This is a genomic window from Kitasatospora saccharophila, assembly GCF_039529925.1.
In the GTDB taxonomy this organism is placed as follows: Bacteria; Actinomycetota; Actinomycetes; order Streptomycetales; family Streptomycetaceae; genus Kitasatospora; species Kitasatospora saccharophila.
This window is the reverse complement of record NZ_BAAANS010000047.1, coordinates 1-15,697: the sequence shown is the minus strand read 5'-3', so window position 1 is coordinate 15,697 and position 15,697 is coordinate 1. Positions and strand designations below refer to the sequence as shown.

13 protein-coding genes and 1 pseudogene are annotated in these 15,697 nt (G+C 72.1%); 5 read left to right on the top strand and 9 right to left on the bottom strand.

The features are described 5' to 3' along the window. Positions 1–30: 30 nt before the first annotated feature. Together ABD345_RS28780 and ABD345_RS28775 are read left to right on the top strand one after the other, a co-directional pair. Positions 31–1,431, top strand: a complete 1,401-nt coding sequence (locus ABD345_RS28780) for an LCP family protein (protein ID WP_344556190.1) — start codon at positions 31–33, stop codon at positions 1,429–1,431. Between the two features lie 147 nt (positions 1,432–1,578). After that, on the top strand, positions 1,579–2,484 hold the full coding sequence (locus ABD345_RS28775) for a hypothetical protein (RefSeq protein WP_344556188.1): 906 nt from the start codon (positions 1,579–1,581) through the stop codon (positions 2,482–2,484). Positions 2,485–2,529: 45 nt separating this feature from the next. Here the strand turns inward: ABD345_RS28775 and ABD345_RS28770 are convergent, their stop codons facing one another. Both ABD345_RS28770 and ABD345_RS28765 read right to left on the bottom strand, forming a co-directional pair. Beyond that, complete coding sequence (locus ABD345_RS28770; protein ID WP_344556186.1) at positions 2,530–4,203, bottom strand: protein kinase domain-containing protein; 1,674 nt, start codon at positions 4,201–4,203, stop codon at positions 2,530–2,532. Between the two features lie 115 nt (positions 4,204–4,318). Further along, positions 4,319–5,203, bottom strand: coding sequence for an aminoglycoside phosphotransferase family protein (locus ABD345_RS28765; RefSeq protein ID WP_344556184.1), 885 nt, complete (start codon positions 5,201–5,203; stop codon positions 4,319–4,321). Between the two features lie 295 nt (positions 5,204–5,498). Here ABD345_RS28765 and ABD345_RS28760 point away from each other — a divergent pair. After that, positions 5,499–6,011: pseudogene (locus ABD345_RS28760) on the top strand (carbohydrate binding domain-containing protein); the annotation flags it as partial. A gap of 261 nt (positions 6,012–6,272) precedes the next feature. Beyond that, the gene (locus tag ABD345_RS28755; protein WP_344556286.1) at positions 6,273–7,193 is read left to right on the top strand and encodes a chitinase; all 921 of its coding nucleotides are present in this window, start codon (positions 6,273–6,275) and stop codon (positions 7,191–7,193) included. A 97-nt stretch (positions 7,194–7,290) separates the two neighbouring features. Here the strand turns inward: ABD345_RS28755 and ABD345_RS28750 are convergent, their stop codons facing one another. The 4 genes from ABD345_RS28750 to ABD345_RS28735 form a co-directional block, all read right to left on the bottom strand. Then, positions 7,291–8,634, bottom strand: a complete 1,344-nt coding sequence (locus tag ABD345_RS28750; protein WP_344556182.1) for a GH1 family beta-glucosidase — start codon at positions 8,632–8,634, stop codon at positions 7,291–7,293. 74 nt (positions 8,635–8,708) lie between these two features. Next, positions 8,709–9,551: a carbohydrate ABC transporter permease gene (locus tag ABD345_RS28745; protein WP_123553590.1), complete on the bottom strand. Its 843-nt coding sequence runs from the start codon at positions 9,549–9,551 to the stop codon at positions 8,709–8,711. Next, positions 9,548–10,546 carry a carbohydrate ABC transporter permease gene (locus ABD345_RS28740; RefSeq protein WP_425556880.1) on the bottom strand — a complete coding sequence of 333 codons (999 nt, stop codon included), beginning with the start codon at positions 10,544–10,546 and terminating at the stop codon, positions 9,548–9,550. Before ABD345_RS28740 ends, ABD345_RS28745 begins: the two co-directional genes overlap by 4 nt. Positions 10,547–10,551: 5 nt before the next feature. Continuing rightward, positions 10,552–11,862: an ABC transporter substrate-binding protein gene (locus ABD345_RS28735; RefSeq protein WP_344556178.1), complete on the bottom strand. Its 1,311-nt coding sequence runs from the start codon at positions 11,860–11,862 to the stop codon at positions 10,552–10,554. 143 nt (positions 11,863–12,005) lie between these two features. On the opposite strand from ABD345_RS28735, the gene ABD345_RS28730 reads away from it, so the two are divergent. Then, complete coding sequence (locus ABD345_RS28730; protein ID WP_344556176.1) at positions 12,006–13,241, top strand: ROK family transcriptional regulator; 1,236 nt, start codon at positions 12,006–12,008, stop codon at positions 13,239–13,241. Between the two features lie 177 nt (positions 13,242–13,418). On the opposite strand, the gene ABD345_RS28725 is transcribed toward ABD345_RS28730, so the two are convergent. The 3 genes from ABD345_RS28725 to ABD345_RS28715 form a co-directional block, all read right to left on the bottom strand. Next, positions 13,419–14,174: a hypothetical protein gene (locus ABD345_RS28725; RefSeq protein WP_344556174.1), complete on the bottom strand. Its 756-nt coding sequence runs from the start codon at positions 14,172–14,174 to the stop codon at positions 13,419–13,421. A 187-nt stretch (positions 14,175–14,361) separates the two neighbouring features. Continuing rightward, on the bottom strand, positions 14,362–14,565 hold the full coding sequence (locus ABD345_RS28720) for a DUF397 domain-containing protein (RefSeq protein WP_344556172.1): 204 nt from the start codon (positions 14,563–14,565) through the stop codon (positions 14,362–14,364). After that, on the bottom strand, positions 14,555–15,499 hold the full coding sequence (locus ABD345_RS28715; protein ID WP_344556170.1) for a helix-turn-helix domain-containing protein: 945 nt from the start codon (positions 15,497–15,499) through the stop codon (positions 14,555–14,557). The genes ABD345_RS28720 and ABD345_RS28715 overlap by 11 nt, the downstream gene beginning before the upstream one ends. Positions 15,500–15,697 lie beyond the last annotated feature (198 nt).

Below are 15,697 nucleotides of genomic sequence, written 5' to 3'. Positions count from 1 at the left end.
GGCGCGGGGTGCGACGGACGGAGTGGCGGAGTGGACGGCGCAGGGGACGGCGGGGAGAACGGCGCGGTGCGCGGCACCGGCGGTGGGGAAGGGGAGTTCGAGGTGCGGTTGGGGGCGGCCTTCGGGCTGACGGGCAGCGGCCCCGGGCCGGAGCTGACGGCCCGGCTGGTCGACGGCGGGCTGGCGGCCGGGCGGCGGCGCAGGCGGGCCCGGCAGCGGCGCACGGTGCTGCTGGCGGGGGCGCTGACCGCGGCGGTCGCGGTCGGGGCGGGGCTGCTGACGGTGCCGCGCGACCTCCCGGGGGAACGGACCTCCGCGGTGGAGCTGGCGCACTCCGGCCAGAGCCCGGCGCCCGCGCCGCTGGCGGACGGGGTGACGCTGCTGCTGGTCGGCACCGACGACGCCCTGGACGCGCAGGGTCGGCCGGTGGCGCCGGGACTGCTCCGCGGCGACCTGCACAGCGGCACGGCCGGTGCGGCCGGTGCGGAGGGCGCGGCCGGTGCGGTGGGCGCGGTGGGCGCCACCGACACCATGATGCTGGTGCACGTCCCGGCGGGCGGCGGCGAGGTGCGGCAGCTGTCGCTGCCCCGGGACGTGCTGGTCCCGGGGCCGAACGGCACCGGCTTCCTCAACCAGGTCTACCCGGAGGCCGAGCGGGCCGCGCTGGAACAACTGGCCGGCCGCGGCGGCACGGAGAGGGAGCGGTACGCGCGCGGCCGGGAGGCCGGGAGGGTGGCGCTGCTGAAGACGGTCGAGAAGCTGACCGACGTCCGGGTCGACCACTACGCGGAGGTGTCGATGGCCGGCTTCTACCGCGTCGCCCAAGCCCTCGGCGGGATCCCGGTCTGCCTGAACCACGCGGTGGACGACCCGTACAGCGGGGCCCGGTTCCCGGCCGGGCGGCAGGAGTTGGGGGCGGCCCAGGCGCTCGCCTTCGTCCGGCAGCGGCACGGCGTCGGCGACGGGTCCGACCTGGAGCGCACCCGGCGGGCCCAGGCGCTGCTGGCCGGGGTGGTGGAGAAGCTGCGCTCCGACGGGACGCTGGCGGACCCCTCGAAGCTGACCGCGCTGTACCGGGCGCTGGACGGCAGCCTGGTGGTGGACCAGGGCTGGAGCCCGGTGGACTTCGTCCGCCAGGTGCCGGCGCTGACCGCCGGGCAGGGCACCCTGCGGACGCTGCCGGTGACCCTGGACTCCTCCCTGAACCACCTCCTGGCGGTGCCGGGCGCGGCCCGCAGCCTCCTGCTCGACGGCCCCGGGGTCACGCCCGCCCCCCCGGCCCCGGCTTCCCCGTCGACGCCCTCACCGTCGTCCTCGTCCTCGCCGTCGTCCTCGTCGGAGCCGTCGGACGGCGCCGCAGCCGTCCCGACCGGGTCGGTGGCCTTCCTGCCGAAGGCGGTGGCGCTGGGCGGGGTGCCCTGCGTGGACTGACCCGGCGTCACCGGCCTTGTGTCGCGGTCGTGCTACGGATCGGGAACGGCGGGACGAGGGGGGTGCCGGGCGGCCCCCGCGGTGGGCATCCTTCACCGGAGCAGCACAGCACGGCCACCGCGACCACACCGCGACCCGGGAGTCCCCGTGTACCAGCAGCCGCCCGGCACCCCGCCGGGAAGCGTCCCCCCGCCGCCGTCCTTCCCCCCGCCCGGCAACTACCCGCCGCCGCCCGGGTACGGGCCGCCCGGCAACTACCCGCCGCCCGGGTACGGGCCGCCCGGGCCGCCGCGGCGCCCGCGCACCGGCCTGTGGGTGGCGATCGGCCTGGTCGCCGTGCTGCTGGTCGGCGGCGGGGCGTACGCACTTGCCTCGAAGGACGGTGACGGACCGGCGGCCGCCGGGCAGCCGTCCGGGGGCGGGACGGCCGCGGCCCACGGCGCGGCCGGCGGCACACCGGGCACCGGCTCCGGGACGGGAGGGGGCTCCGGGGCGGGCGGTGGTTCCGGGAGGACGAAGCCGCCGGCGGAACAGAAGCTGTGGCAGGTGCAGTTCCCCTCCTCGTTCCTGGGCATGGAGCACAACGAGGAGGTCATGGGCATGCTGAGCGGAACGCTGGAGGCCATGCGGGCGGCGCAGCCGGACGCCGACGTCGCCATGGAGATGTACTCGGGCGGCCAGTTCGGGGAACGCTTCGCCTCGGTGATCTCCGTCACGCAGGACCAGGCGCTCAGCGACGGGGAACGCGCACAGGCGATCCAGGAGGCGTGGACGCCCCAGGAGGGCGACAGCGGCACGCACACCATCTACAACGACATCCAGGACGTCGACCCCGGCCCGCTGGGCGGCACCATGCAGTGCGCGGAGTCGATCAGCAAGCGGGACCAGCCGGACATCAACGGCCAGCAGTACTTCAGCGGCATCCAGTGCATAGCGATCGGCGTCAACACGGCGATCGTGTACGACGAGAGCGAGGTGCAGTCCGGCCTGAAGATCTCCAAGACCGCCGAGGACCTGCGGCAGTTCCGGTCGCAGGCCGAGGTCCCGCGCTGACGACGAGCCCGCGCCGGACCGGGGACGGTGCCGGCGCGGTGCTGGTCAGGCCGCCTTGTGCAGGGTCACCGGCTCGCCCGTCTTGCCGTCGAGGACCACCGTGTAGCGCACGGTGCCGTCCTTCTGGAGGTCGAGCACCCGCTCCCCGCCGTCGTTGCACTCCCGGTACGCGGAGTCGATCAGCTTCGAGCTGAACCGGAGCCGGGTGTCCGTGACCGACAGCAGGGTCCAGGTGGCGCTGCAGTAGCCGTCGACGCCGCCGCCGTTCAGCAGGGCGCCGGCCGCGAACTGGTCGCCGATCCGGCTCTCGCCGACCCGCACGCTGAGGTCCGCCTTGCCGGAGCCGCTGTTCACCTTGCCCTCCCAGGTACCGAGGAACGCCGGCGGGACGTCGCTGTCCGCCGCACCCGCCGGGGCCTTCGTGGACGGCTCGTCGGACGGCTCGTCGGACGCCTCGTCCGTCGGCTTTCCGGTGGGCGTGCCGGCGGGCGTGCCGGCGGGCCGGTCCTTGGCGGGCGCGGACGCGGAGGGCGTCGGGGACGTGCCGTCGGCCGAGGTGCCGCCGCCGGAGCCGAGCCGGGCCAGCCCGTAGCCGCCCAGTGCCGCCACCGCCAGGACGGCGGCGACCAGCAGGGCGACGCGTCGGCCCCGGCCGCGTCCGGGTGGCGGGGGCGGCGGCCCGTAGCCGGTCGGTGCGGCGGGGGCGGCCGGGTACGGGTGGGCGGGCCCGGAGACGGTCGGGAGGGCGTGGCCGGGCGGCGCGGCGGGCACCGGGGGCGGGGACGGGGACGGGGACGGCGGGAGCAGCGGCGCGGCGGCTTCCAGGTCGAGCAGCCGGACGGCGGTGCGGCCCACGGCGGCGGCCAGGTCGGCGGGCAGCCAACTGCTGCGTCCGAGTTGCCCGGCGGCGGTGTGCTCGGGGTCGAGGCGCGCCCGGAGTTGCGGCGGGGTGGGCCGGTCGCCGGGGTGCTTGGCCAGGCAGGCGAGGAGCAGTTCGCGCAGCCGGGGTTCGACCTGGGCGAGGTCGGGCTGCTCGTGCAGCACCCGGTAGAGCAGGACGGCACCGCTGACGCCGTCGCCGAACGGCTGCCGACCGGTGGCGGCCAGGGCGAGCACGGCGCCGAGCGAGAACACGTCCGAGGCGGGCCCGGCGGGCTGTCCCTGGGCCTGTTCGGGCGACATGTAGCCGGGCGAGCCGACCACGTGTCCGGTCTGGGTCAGCCCCGAAGTGGCGTCCAGGGCGCGGGCGATGCCGAAGTCGATCAGCCGGGGGCCGTCCAGGGTCAGCAGCACGTTCGAGGGTTTGACGTCGCGGTGCACCAGGCCGAGCGCGTGGACGTGGGCGAGCGCCTCGGCGAGGCCGACGCCGAGCAGCCGGACGGTGGGCCCGGGCAGCGGGCCGTGCTCGTGCACGGCTTCGGCGAGCGAGGGGCCGGCCACGAAGCCGGAGGCCACCCAGGGCTGCGCTCCCTCGGTGTCGGCGTCCAGGACGGGGGCGGTCCAGTCGCCGCCGACCCGGCGGGCGGCGGCGACCTCCTGCCGGAAGCGCTCCCGGAACTGGGTGTCGCGGGCCAGGTCGGACCGGACCGCCTTCACGGCCACCGTGCGGCCGCCGGGGGTGCGGCCGAGGTAGACCTGTCCCATTCCGCCCGCGCCCAGTCGACCCAGCAGGCGGAAGCCCCCCAGCTCCTGCGGATCGTCCGCTCCCAGCGGCTGCATGCTTCCCCTCCGGCCGATCACCTGCTCGTGTGCCGACGGTATCGGCTGCGGGGAGGAGCGGTGGAGGTTCCGAGGTCACAGTTCGATCAGCGGGTCAACTCCGTTGTCCGGGGCGTCAGTCGAGCGGGGCCCAGCCCCAGGGCCGGGGGCCGTGGTCGCCGAGCAGGCAGGCCAGGCGGTAGCGGGCCTGGGCGCGGTGCCGCGGGTCGGTGGTGGCCTGCTGCAACGCGTAGCAGGTGAGCCGGAGTTCGCGGATGTCGCGGAGCACCGGGTAGCCGGGGTGCTCGGTGACGTCGGAGCCGTAGGCGGCGCAGAAGGCGGCGTACGTCCCGGGCGGGACGGTGCCGAAGGTGTGGCGGCCGACGGCGGTGGTGGTCAGGTCCCACTCGACCGGGCCGAGCGCGGTGCGTTCGAAGTCCAGCAGGTGGGCGGTGGTGGCGGTGACCGCGAGGTTGCCGCTCCAGGCGTCGCCGTGGACGACGGTGGACTCCCGTGCGGGGAGGGCGAGTTCGCGCCAGGCGGTGCGCAGTTCGGTGAGCCGGTCGTGCAGCCGGCGGTGGAGCGGGCGGTCCAGTCCGGCGGCGTCGATCCGCTCGGGGAGGCGGACGAACGGGTCGAGGGCGGGCAGCCGGGTCTCCGGCGGGGGCAGCCGGTGCAGGCGGCGCAGGGCGGCGGCCAGTTCGGCGGCGGTGCCGGGCCGGTGCGGGGGCAGTTCGTGCCAGAAGGTGGCCGGACGGCCCCGGACGGCCAGCGGCGCGGGCTGGTGGCCGAGCGGCCGGACGGCCGGCACCCGGTGCCGGTGCAGCCAGCGGGCGACGGTCAACTCCTTCGCGGCCGCCGCGAGTTGGCCGGGTCGTCCGATCCGGGCGACCACCCCGCCGGGCAGCCGCCACAGGGTGTTCTCACCGGCCCGGATCAGCTCCGCGCCGGCGTCGGAGCGCCCGGCGGCGGCGCAGGCTTCGGCGAGCAGGGCGGCGGGGGTGGGGTGCTCCACGTCCACGTCCGGTCTCGTTCCGCTCGGCGTCCGGGGGCCTGGTCCAGTGTGCGCCGCGGCGGCCGTCGGCGGGAAGGGCGTACGGGGGCGCGGGCGCCGGGCGGCCGGGCTCGGCGACCCTTCCCGAAAATGGTCCAGACCCTCGTTATTGGTCCAGACCTATTGACGCCCCTTGCCCCCGCTCCTACGATCCGGCTGGGCACAACCCCCCACATGTCCCCACCTCACCCACAGCCGGGCACCGCGCCCCCACAGCGTTGGTCATGCCCATGACCAGGTGTTTCGGCGGGAAGGGATCACGATGTTCCGTCGAAGGTCGTACTCGCCCGTGGAGCGTGCCGAGCACGCGCCCCGGGTCAGCCACGCCCGGACCCGCCAGAGCGCCGGACGCCGGACGCTGGCCGGCGTCAGCGCCGCCGCCGTGATCGGCGCCGGCCTCGCCGTGGCCGGCACGGTCACCGCGTCCGCCGACGTCGCCAACCTGATCGCCAACCCCGGCTTCGAGAGCGGCCTGGCCAACTGGACCTGCACCAGCGGCTCCGGCGCCACGGTCGTCACCACCCCGGTGCACGGCGGCACCTCCGCGCTCAAGGCCACCCCGGGCGGCCAGGACACCGCGCAGTGCTCGCAGACCATCAGCGTGCAGCCGAACTCGCAGTACACCCTGAGCGGCTTCGTCCAGGGCAACTACGTCTACCTCGGCGCCACCGGCACCGGCGTGAACGCCTCCACCTGGGCCCCGGGCAACGCCTCCTACGGCCAGCTCAGCACCACCTTCTCCACCGGTGCGTCCACCACCTCGGTGACCGTCTTCGTGCACGGCTGGTACGGCCAGCCCGCGTTCTACGCCGACGACCTGGTGCTCAGCGGCCCCGGCGGCAGCGGCAGCCCGTCCCCGTCGACCAGCGCGCCGACCTCGCAGCCCCCCACCTCGCAGCCGCCGACCTCGCAGCCCCCCACGTCGCAGCCGCCGACCTCCCAGCCCCCCACGTCGCAGCCGCCGACCTCGCAGCCGCCGACCAGCAACCCGCCCGGTGACGCCACCTGCGCGACCAAGCCCCGGCCGACCGGCAAGGTGCTGCAGGGCTACTGGGAGAACTGGGACGGCGCCTCCAACGGCGTGCACCCGGGACTCGGTTGGACCCCGATCACCGACAGCCGGATCGGCCAGCACGGCTACAACGTGGTCACCACCGCGTTCCCGGTGATCCTCTCCGACGGCACCGTGCTCTGGCAGGACGGCATGGACACCGGCGTCAAGGTGCCCACCCCCGCCGAGATGTGCCAGGCCAAGGCCAACGGCGCGACCATCCTGATGTCGATCGGCGGCGCCGCCGCGGGCATCGACCTCAGCTCCAGCGCGGTCGCCGACAAGTTCGTCTCGACCATCGTGCCGATCCTGAAGAAGTACAACTACGACGGCATCGACATCGACATCGAGACCGGCCTGTCCGGCAGCGGCAGCATCGGCACCCTGTCCGCCTCGCAGTCCAACCTGATCCGGATCATCGACGGCGTGCTCGCCCAGATGCCGGCCGGCTTCGGCCTGACCATGGCCCCGGAGACCGCGTACGTCACCGGCGGCAGCGTCACCTACGGCTCCATCTGGGGCTCGTACCTGCCGATCATCAAGAAGTACGTCGACAACGGCCGGCTGTGGTGGCTGAACATGCAGTACTACAACGGCTCCATGTACGGCTGCTCCGGCGACTCCTACTCGGCCGGCACCGTCCAGGGCTTCACCGCCCAGACCACCTGCCTCAACAACGGCCTGACCATCCAGGGCACCACCATCAAGGTCCCCTACGACAAGCAGGTCCCCGGCCTCCCGGCCCAGCCGGGCGCGGGCGGCGGCTACATGGCCCCCAGCCTGGTCTCACAGGCGTACGGCTCCTTCAACGGCCAGCTGAAGGGCCTGATGACCTGGTCCCTCAACTGGGACGGCTCGAAGGGCTGGACCTTCGGCGACAACGTCAAGGCCCTGCAGGGCCGCTGACGCCCGGTAGCAGGTAGGACGTGCGACAGGGGCAGGGCCCCGGGAGCGTCGGTCGCTCCCGGGGCCCTGCCTCTCGTTGCCTCCGCCGGGCGGGTGGTCAGGCCCGGGCCCGGTGGGCGGCGATGAGCTGGGCGTAGCGCTCGCCGCTGGACTTGAGGGTGCGGACCTGGGTGTCGTAGTCGACGTGGACGAGGCCGAAGCGCTTGTCGTAGCCGTACGCCCACTCGAAGTTGTCGAGCAGGGACCAGGCGAAGTAGCCGGCCAGCGGGGCGCCCTTGGCGACGGCGCGGGCGCAGGCGGCGAGGTGGGACTCCAGGTAGGCGGTGCGCTCGGGGTCGTCGACCCGGCCGTCGGAGGTGACGGTGTCCTGGTAGGCGGAGCCGTTCTCGGTCACGTAGATCTCGCGGACGCCGTACTCCTCGGTGAGGCGCAGCAGGAGCTCCTCGATGCCGGGGGCGTGCACCTCCCAGTCCATGGCGGTGCGCTCGGGGTTGGGGCCGGGGACCTGGCGGAAGTTCGGGACGGCGCCGGTCGGGTCGTCCTCGACGATCTGGCGGAAGTAGTAGTTGAGGCCGATCCAGTCGAGCGGGGCCGAGATGATCTCCAGGTCGCCGTCCTGGACCGGGAGTTCGACGCCGTACAGGTCGACCATGTCCTGCGGGTAGCCGCGGCCGAGGACCGGGTCGAGCCACCAGCGGTTGATGTGGCCGTCGGCGCGCAGGGCGGCGGCGACGTCCGCGTCGGACTGCGAGGCCGGCTCGATGGTGGAGAGGTTGTTGACGATGCCGATCCGGGCGCCGGGGACGGCGGCGCGCAGGGCCTGCACGGCGAGGCCGTGGCCGAGGTGCAGGTGGTAGGAGGTGCGGACGGCGGCGGTCAGGTCGGTGACGCCGGGGGCCATCTTGCCTTCGAGGTGGCCGATCCAGGAGGAGCAGAGCGGCTCGTTGAGGGTGCACCAGTCGCGGACCCGGTCGCCGAGGCGCTCGGCGACCACGGCCGCGTACTCGGCGAAGCGCTCGGCGGTGGAGCGCTCGGGCCAGCCGCCGCGGTCCTGCTGGGCCTGCGGGAGGTCCCAGTGGTAGAGGGTGGGGAACGGGGTGAGGCCGCGCTCCAGCATGCCGTCGACCAGGCGGTCGTAGAAGTCGAGGCCGGCCGCGTTGACCCTGCCGTCGGCCAGCGGCACCACGCGGGGCCAGGCGATGGAGAACCGGTAGGCGTCCAGGCCGAGGTTCTTGGCGAGGTCGAGGTCCTGCGGCCAGCGGTGGTAGTGGTCGCAGGCCACGTCGCCGTTGTCGTTGTTGTCGATCTTGCCGGGGGTGTGCGAGAAGGTGTCCCAGATCGACGGCGCCCGGCCGTCGGTGCTGGCGGCGCCCTCGATCTGGTAGGCGGCGGTGGCTGCTCCCCAGCGGAAGTTGGCCGGCAGCGCGTCGAGGTGGTTCACGGGTGGTCCTTTCGAGGGTGAGGGGGCGGCTGGTCCGGTGCGGGTGCGTCAGTTGGCGGCACCCTGACGGTGCCTCACTTGACGGCACCGGCGGTCAGACCGGCCACCAGGTAGCGCTGCAGCAGCAGGAATCCGGCGACGACGGGGAGGCTGACGACCAGCGAGGCGGCCATCACCTGGTTCCAGTAGACGTCGGTCTGCGTGGCGTACCCCTGGAGCCCGACGGCCAGCGTGCGGGTCTGGTCGTTGGTCATGACGGAGGCGAACAGCACCTCGCCCCAGGCGGTCATGAAGGCGTAGACGGCGACCGCGATGATGCCGGGCAGGGCGGCCGGGACGATGATCTGCACGAGGGTGCGGATCGGCCCGCAGCCGTCCACGGCGGCGGCCTCGTCGAGGTCGCGCGGGATGGAGTCCAGGTACCCGGCCAGCATCCAGATGGAGAACGGCAGCGAGAAGGTCAGGTAGGTGAGGATCAGGCCGCCGCGGCTGCCGTAGAGGGCGATGCCGGTCGAGTTGCCGATGTTGACGAAGATCAGGAACAGCGGCAGCAGGAACAGGATGCCGGGGAACATCTGGGTGGACAGCACGGTGATCGTGAAGATCTTCTTGCCGCGGAAGCGGTAGCGGCTCACCGCGTAGCCGGCCAGCAGCGCGATCAGCACGGACAGCGCGGTGGCCGAGCCGGCCACGATCAGCGAGTTGGTGAAGTACTTCGCGAGCGGGACGGTCTTCCAGATGTCGATGTACGGCCGGAAGGTCAGCTCGCTGGGGATCCAGCGCCACGGGCCCTGGACGTCGCGCAGCGGCTTGAGCGAGGAGCTCAGCATCACCGCGACCGGGGTCAGGGTGAAGACGGCCAGCACCAGCAGCACGACTCGGCGCAGCCAGCGGAAGGAGGCGGGCGGGTTGATCATTCTGCGTCCTCCCGACGGCGGTTGGTGGCGAGCAGGTAGACCGCGGTCACCAGCAGCAGGAACAGCAGCAGCAGCACCGACATCGCGGAGCCCTGGCCGAAGTTCCAGGTGATGAAGGAGGACTGGTAGATGTGGATCGAGATCAGGTCGGCGGCCTGCGGGGCGGACTTGCCGAACAGCACGAACGGCGTGTTGAAGTCGTTGAACGTCCACAGGAAGAGCACCAGCACCAGCACCAGGTTGACCGGGCGCAGCGAGGGCAGGGTGATCCGGCGGATCTGCTGCCAGACGCCGGCGCCGTCCAGCGAGGCGGCCTCGTACAGCTCGCGCGGGATGTTCTGCAGGCCCGCGGTGAGGGTGAGGAAGGCGAACGGCCAGGACTTCCAGACCGAGACGGTCAGCAGCGCCCAGAAGCTGTTGTCGCCGATCAGCCAGAACGGCTTGTCGCTGGTCAGGTGCAGCTGGTCGTGCAGCACGTGGTTGATCAGGCCGGTGTCCCGCTGGAACATGAACGACCAGGTGATCACGGCCGCGAACACCGGCAGCGCGTACGGAAGCATGAACGCCGCCCGCAGCAGCCCGCGGCCGCGGAACGCGTCCTGGGTGAAGATCGAGGCGGTGACGCCGATCAGCCAGGACAGGCCCACCGACAGCACGGTGAACATGCAGGTCACCCAGAACGAGTGCAGCAGCGCCTTGCCGACCGGGGCGTTGAAGTCCAGCGCCACCTTGAAGTTGTCGAAGCCGGACCAGGGCGCCGAGCCCCAGTCGCGGATGAAGAACTGGGTCAGCTGCTTGAAGGCCATCACGATGCCGGTGACCATCGGCACCAGGTGGATCAGCAGCTCGGCCAGCAGGGCCGGGAGCAGCAGCAGGTAGGGCAGTGCGCTGCGCCCGAACTTCTCGCGGATGCGCCGGCGGGCGGGGGCCGCCCCCTTCGGGGCGACCTCCTTGCCGTTGCCGACGGCCTTACGGTCGATCAGTTTTTCGGACACGTGGGTCAGCTCGCCGGCATCTGCTGCTGGGCCTTGGACAGCTCGTCCTTGACCGTGGCATCGGTGATCGGCTTGCCCGCGGCGGCGGAGGCCAGCAGGTTCTTGACCGCGGTGCCGATCAGGGTCTCGAACTGGCTCTCGCTCGGGACCTGCGGGAGCGGCGCGGCGCTCTTCTGCAGGACGCCCGCGAGGGTCTGCAGCTCCGGGGTGGAGAACGCGGCGTCGGACTGCGCGGCCTTGACCGACGGCAGCGAGCCGTAGGTGCCGTTGAGGGTCTTCTGCTCCTCGTCGCTGGTCATGAACTTCACGAAGTTCAGGGCGCCGTCGAGGTTCTTGGTGTTCTTGAAGACCGCCAGGTTGATGCCGGCCACCATCGAGGTGGTGGCCTTGTCACCGGTGGCGCCGGCCGGGGCCGGGACCGGGACGACGCCGTAGTCGTCGGGGTTCATGCCGTGCGACTTGAGGTTGGCGCCCGCGGACTGCCACATCAGCATCGCGGCCTTGCCGGTGGCGAAGTCGGTCACCGACTGGTTGGCGGCGTACTCGGCGTTGCCGGGGGCGGCGATCTTGTCGTTGGCGATGAAGTCGACGTACTGCTTGACCGCGGCGACGGCCTCCGGGCTGTCGAAGGTCGGCTTGCCCGAGGCGTCGAAGAAGCCGGTGCCGTGCTGCATGCCGAGGGTGAAGACGTTGTGCACGTTCTCCGAGACGTTGCCGCCCTCGATCGCGATGCCGTACTTGTCGCCCGAGGTCAGCTTCTTGCCGTCCTCGACGAGCTCCTCCCAGGTGGTGGGCGGGTTGGCGATCCCGGCCGCCTGGAACAGCTTCTTGTTGTAGTACAGGCCGTAGGCCATCGAGTACAGCGGGACGGCCGCCGGGTCCTTGCCCTTGGCGCCGGCCGAGGCGATGGTCGACTCCAGGAAGCGGTCCTTGCCGCCGATCTTGTCGAAGGTGGCCTGGTCGAACGGGAGCAGCGCGCCGGTCGCCTGGAGGGAGGCGGACCAGGTGTTGCCGATGTTCAGCACGTCCGGGCCCTGGCCGGACGCGGTGGCGGCGAGGATTCTGTTCAGCAGGTCGGACCAGGGGATCACTTCGAGGTTGACCTTGATGCCGGTCTGCGCCTCGAACTTCTTCAGCTCGGGCTCCAGCACCTGCTTGTCGTTCTCCAGGCTGCTGCCCTGGTTGGAGGCCCAGTACGTCAGGGTCTTCGGGCTGGAGTTGCTGCCGCCGCCGCTGTCGCCGCCGCCACAGGCGGAGGCGGTCAGGACGATCGCGGCGGTCAGGGCGAGGGCGGCGGAGATCCGGTGGGTGCGCATGGGAGGAGCCCCTCTCGGGCTGTCGTCTCGTGGGGGTGAAGAAGCAGTGGGAACTGCTTACTTCACGCCGAGATTTAACGTCTGAGAAAAGTAGACGTCAAGAGGCGCGACGGCGTAGATTCTGCAACGAAGAAGGGACACCGATGACACCGCGAGGCAAGCAGACCGTTCGCGACCTGCGCCGGAGCAGCCGTTCCACGCTACTGCGACACCTGTACTTCCACGGTCCGCTGAGCCGCCAGGAGCTGGGCACCGCCACCGGACTGAGCGCCGGATCGGTCAGCAACGTAACGGGAGAGTTGCTCACCGACGGGCTGATCGAGGAGTGCGGATCCGTCGAGTCCGACGGCGGCCGTCCCCGCATCCTGCTCCGGGTCACCCCCGGCCAGGCCCACCTGGTCGGCATCGACATCGGCGAGACCCAGGTCCGGGTCACCCTGTTCGACCTCGCGCTCACCGAACTCGCCTCGGCCGACCAGCCGCTGCTCGCCGCGCACGACCCCGAGCGGGTCGTCCGCATGATCGCCAGCGGCCTCGACCAGGTGCTCGCCGCCGCCGGCGTCCCCGCCGAGAACGTGCTCGGCATCGGCATCGGCGTCCCCGGCGTCGTCGAGCAGGGCACCGGCGCCGACCCCGGCGCCGACGTCGTCGTGCACGGCCAGACCTTCGACTGGGACGCCGTCCCGTTCGGCCGCCTGCTGCGCGAGCACACCCCGCTGCCGCTGTACGTCGACAACGGCGCCAAGACCCTCGGCCAGGCCGAGATGTGGTTCGGTGCCGGACGCGGCAGCCGACACGCCGTGGTCGCCCTGTTCGGCTCCGGCGTCGGCGCCTGCGTGATCGCCGACGGCGCCCGCTTCCGCGGCGCGAGCAGCTCGGCCGGCGAGTGGGGCCACACCAAGGTGCACGTCGGCGGCCGCCCCTGCCGGTGCGGCTCGCGCGGCTGCCTGGAGGCGTACGTCGGCGCCGAGGCCCTGGTCGAACGCTGGGACGGCACCGTGCCCGGCACCAGCGAGAAGGCCGGCCTGGCCGCGCTGCTGCGGGCCGCCGAGGAGGGGCGGCCCAGCGCCGTCGCCCTGCTCGACGAGGCCGCCGAACTCCTCGGCGCCGCCATCGCCGACCTGGTCAACCTCTTCAACCCCGAGCGGATCGTCATCGGCGGCTGGGCGGGCCTGCTGCTCGGCCCCCGGATGCTCCCCGCGATCGACGAGGCCGCGACCCGCTACGCCCTCTCCTACCCCCGCTCCCGCACCACCATCACCCTCTCCGACCTCGGCCCGGACGCGGTGACGCTCGGCGCGGCCACCCTCCCGCTGACCCACTTCCTGGACAGCGGCGGCGAGATGCCCGACCACCTGGCCACCGTCGCCGCCCTCTGACCCCGTCCCGCCCGCGCCCCGTCCCGCTCAAGACGGCGCGGGCGGGACGGTTCACGTCGCGGAAGGCGCAATCAGGGGCTCGGGGAACGGCGGGTCCGTGCTGCTGCGTGCCGTGAACAGAACCGGAAGCAGACGCGCCGGACGGCCCTGGGGCAACTCGGCCCCACCGAACCCCCGCTACCGCTCGGAGGCGCCGGGTACGGCCTCCGCACCGCGTTCGCCGATGGCGGCGACCAGCTCGCGGACCCGCTCGGTGGCCCGCGCCCGCGAGTCGAACGGCAGCGTGACCCTGCGCGGCTCCGGCCCGCCGACCTCGATGTCGACCTCGTACTTCGGCTTCTTGCGGATCTCCCGCACGACGGCCGACACCAGTTTCCCGATGCCGATCAGCACCAGGGCCACCAGCGCGATCAGCGGGCCGTCCGGCAGGACCGCAGCGCTCCAGTTCAACTGCACCCCGCCCGGGCCGGTCAACCGGACCAGCACCGGCACCCCGTCCGGACCGACGACCGCGTCCTTGTCCGGCCGGCCGGTGCCCTCCAGGCCCAGCAGTTCGATGCCGTCACCGAGGTGCGCCGGCCGCAACGCGACCATCCGGCGGCCGAACTCCTCGACGTGGCTCCGCGTCCGGCTCGTCGTCTCCTCCAGCCGCAGGACCCGGCCGCCGCGCAACCGCAACTCGATCAGCCAGCAGTCGAGCGTGCCCGGCCTTCCCGCTTCGCGGACCTCAACCACCTTGACCTGCCGCCAGGAAACCCGGCGGGAACGCCCGATCGACCGCAGGACGATGCCGTGCCGGTCGACGACCAACCCCGTCCGGGCCACCCGGAAGCACCACACCACGGAGGCGACCAGCAGGACCGCGTGAAACGCCCGCTCTCCGGCCGCCGAGCTGTCGGCCAGGCTGGCGACCGAGATCAGGAGGAATCCCAACCCCACCCCCACCAGGGCTATCCGGGCAGGACTACTTCTCTTCACCGGCTTCATCGGACCCCCCACCGCGTCGTCCACCCGACATCCGGGCCCGACCCCCCGGGACACCGAACCGTCGGCCTCGATGCCGACGTCATATCACCGATCTGTTCGACGTGGGTCGAGTGGCAGACATTCGCGCCAGGGATCAGATGTTGCCGAACTCGCCTGCGGCGGCGGAGGAGACGAAGGCGGCCCAGGACGCGGGGGCGAAGCGCAGACGCGGCCCGTCGGGGTCCTTGGAGTCACGCACGGTGCCCGGACGGTTGGCGTCCACCTCGACGCAGTCGCCGCCGTCCTCGTTGCTGTAGCTGCTCTTGACCCAGTTCTCAGGCATTCCGTCAGCGCGCATCTTCAGCGAATCCTTCCAGGGCTGATCTGAACTTAGCCTCGGTGTCCCGTGGAGAGAGGGACTGAGCCCGCAACAGATTGTAATCCTTGTTAAGACTCATGACAGTCAGCGCGTCATCGTGCAACTGCCCCCATCGATTGCCCTCTTCATAGGCAGCCATCGATCCGTCGGGCGAGGTCAGCATGATCAACGTAGAGCCACTCATCCGCGAGTGCACGCCAGCGCTGAAGGGCAAGATCTGGACCGTCACATTGCGGAGCCGACTGGCGGCCAGCACCACGGAGAGCTGCTCCACCATCACCTCCGGGCTGGCGATCGGCCGCCAAAGTGCGCACTCGTCGATGATGAACCAGTACTCGCACACCGCTGGTTCGGCATAGAGCCGTTTCTGCCGTCCGAGTCGGGCAGTCATCCAGCTCTGGATCTCAGCCTCCGAAGCGCGGGAGGAACCCCCGTCCATGATGGCCCGGATCACCCGCTCAGTCTGGAGCATGCCCGGGAACGACAGCGTGTACGAGGCGTGTTCCACCGCGCGGTCGTTCAGTTTGTGGAACGTGCTGTATTTGTCGGGGAACGGCTCCCGCTTCGCCAACTCGTAGAGCCGGCAGAACAGTCCGTCGGTCCCGAAGATGACGTCCAGCTTCTCCGACAGGCCCTCCGGGGGCTTGGACGCGCCGCTCTCGATCCGCGAGAGGTGCCCCTTGGAGAACTTGAGGATGTTTCCCAGGCTCTCCAGCGACATGCTGCCGTTCAGGTCTCGGCAGCGGCGGATCTCGGCGCCGTAGAAGTGCCGGGGCGAGAGGCCCGGTTGAAGGTCCCGTGGTTGCCAGCCCATGCGTCCGGCCTCCTTCTCGTTCTGCGCCCGGCCACCGCCCGAGTCGGAAACACGGCGCTCCTTGCCCAGGGTAGCGGCGCTCGGCAACGCTTGTGGCACAGACAGTGACCATTCCCGGGAGCAAGTGCAACGTGGAGCAAGGAACGTGACGAACCGTCAGCAAGAGCCCGCCGGGCCGCCACCGAGCGGCTATCCAACTTCGGCGGCGAAGTTGACCATCCGGGTCTACACCGTGCGGCCCGACGGCAGCCGGGTGCAGGTCTCCTCCTGCACCTCCGACGAGGACCTCCACCTGCC

Coding starts and splice junctions, on each gene's coding strand:
- ABD345_RS28770 (WP_344556186.1), bottom strand. CDS start 4,203: ATGCAGCCGCTGGGAGCGGACGATCCGCAGGAGCTGGGGGGCTTCCGC.
- ABD345_RS28745 (WP_123553590.1), bottom strand. CDS start 9,551: ATGATCAACCCGCCCGCCTCCTTCCGCTGGCTGCGCCGAGTCGTGCTG.
- ABD345_RS28735 (WP_344556178.1), bottom strand. CDS start 11,862: ATGCGCACCCACCGGATCTCCGCCGCCCTCGCCCTGACCGCCGCGATC.
- ABD345_RS28730 (WP_344556176.1), top strand. CDS start 12,006: ATGACACCGCGAGGCAAGCAGACCGTTCGCGACCTGCGCCGGAGCAGC.
- ABD345_RS28720 (WP_344556172.1), bottom strand. CDS start 14,565: ATGCGCGCTGACGGAATGCCTGAGAACTGGGTCAAGAGCAGCTACAGC.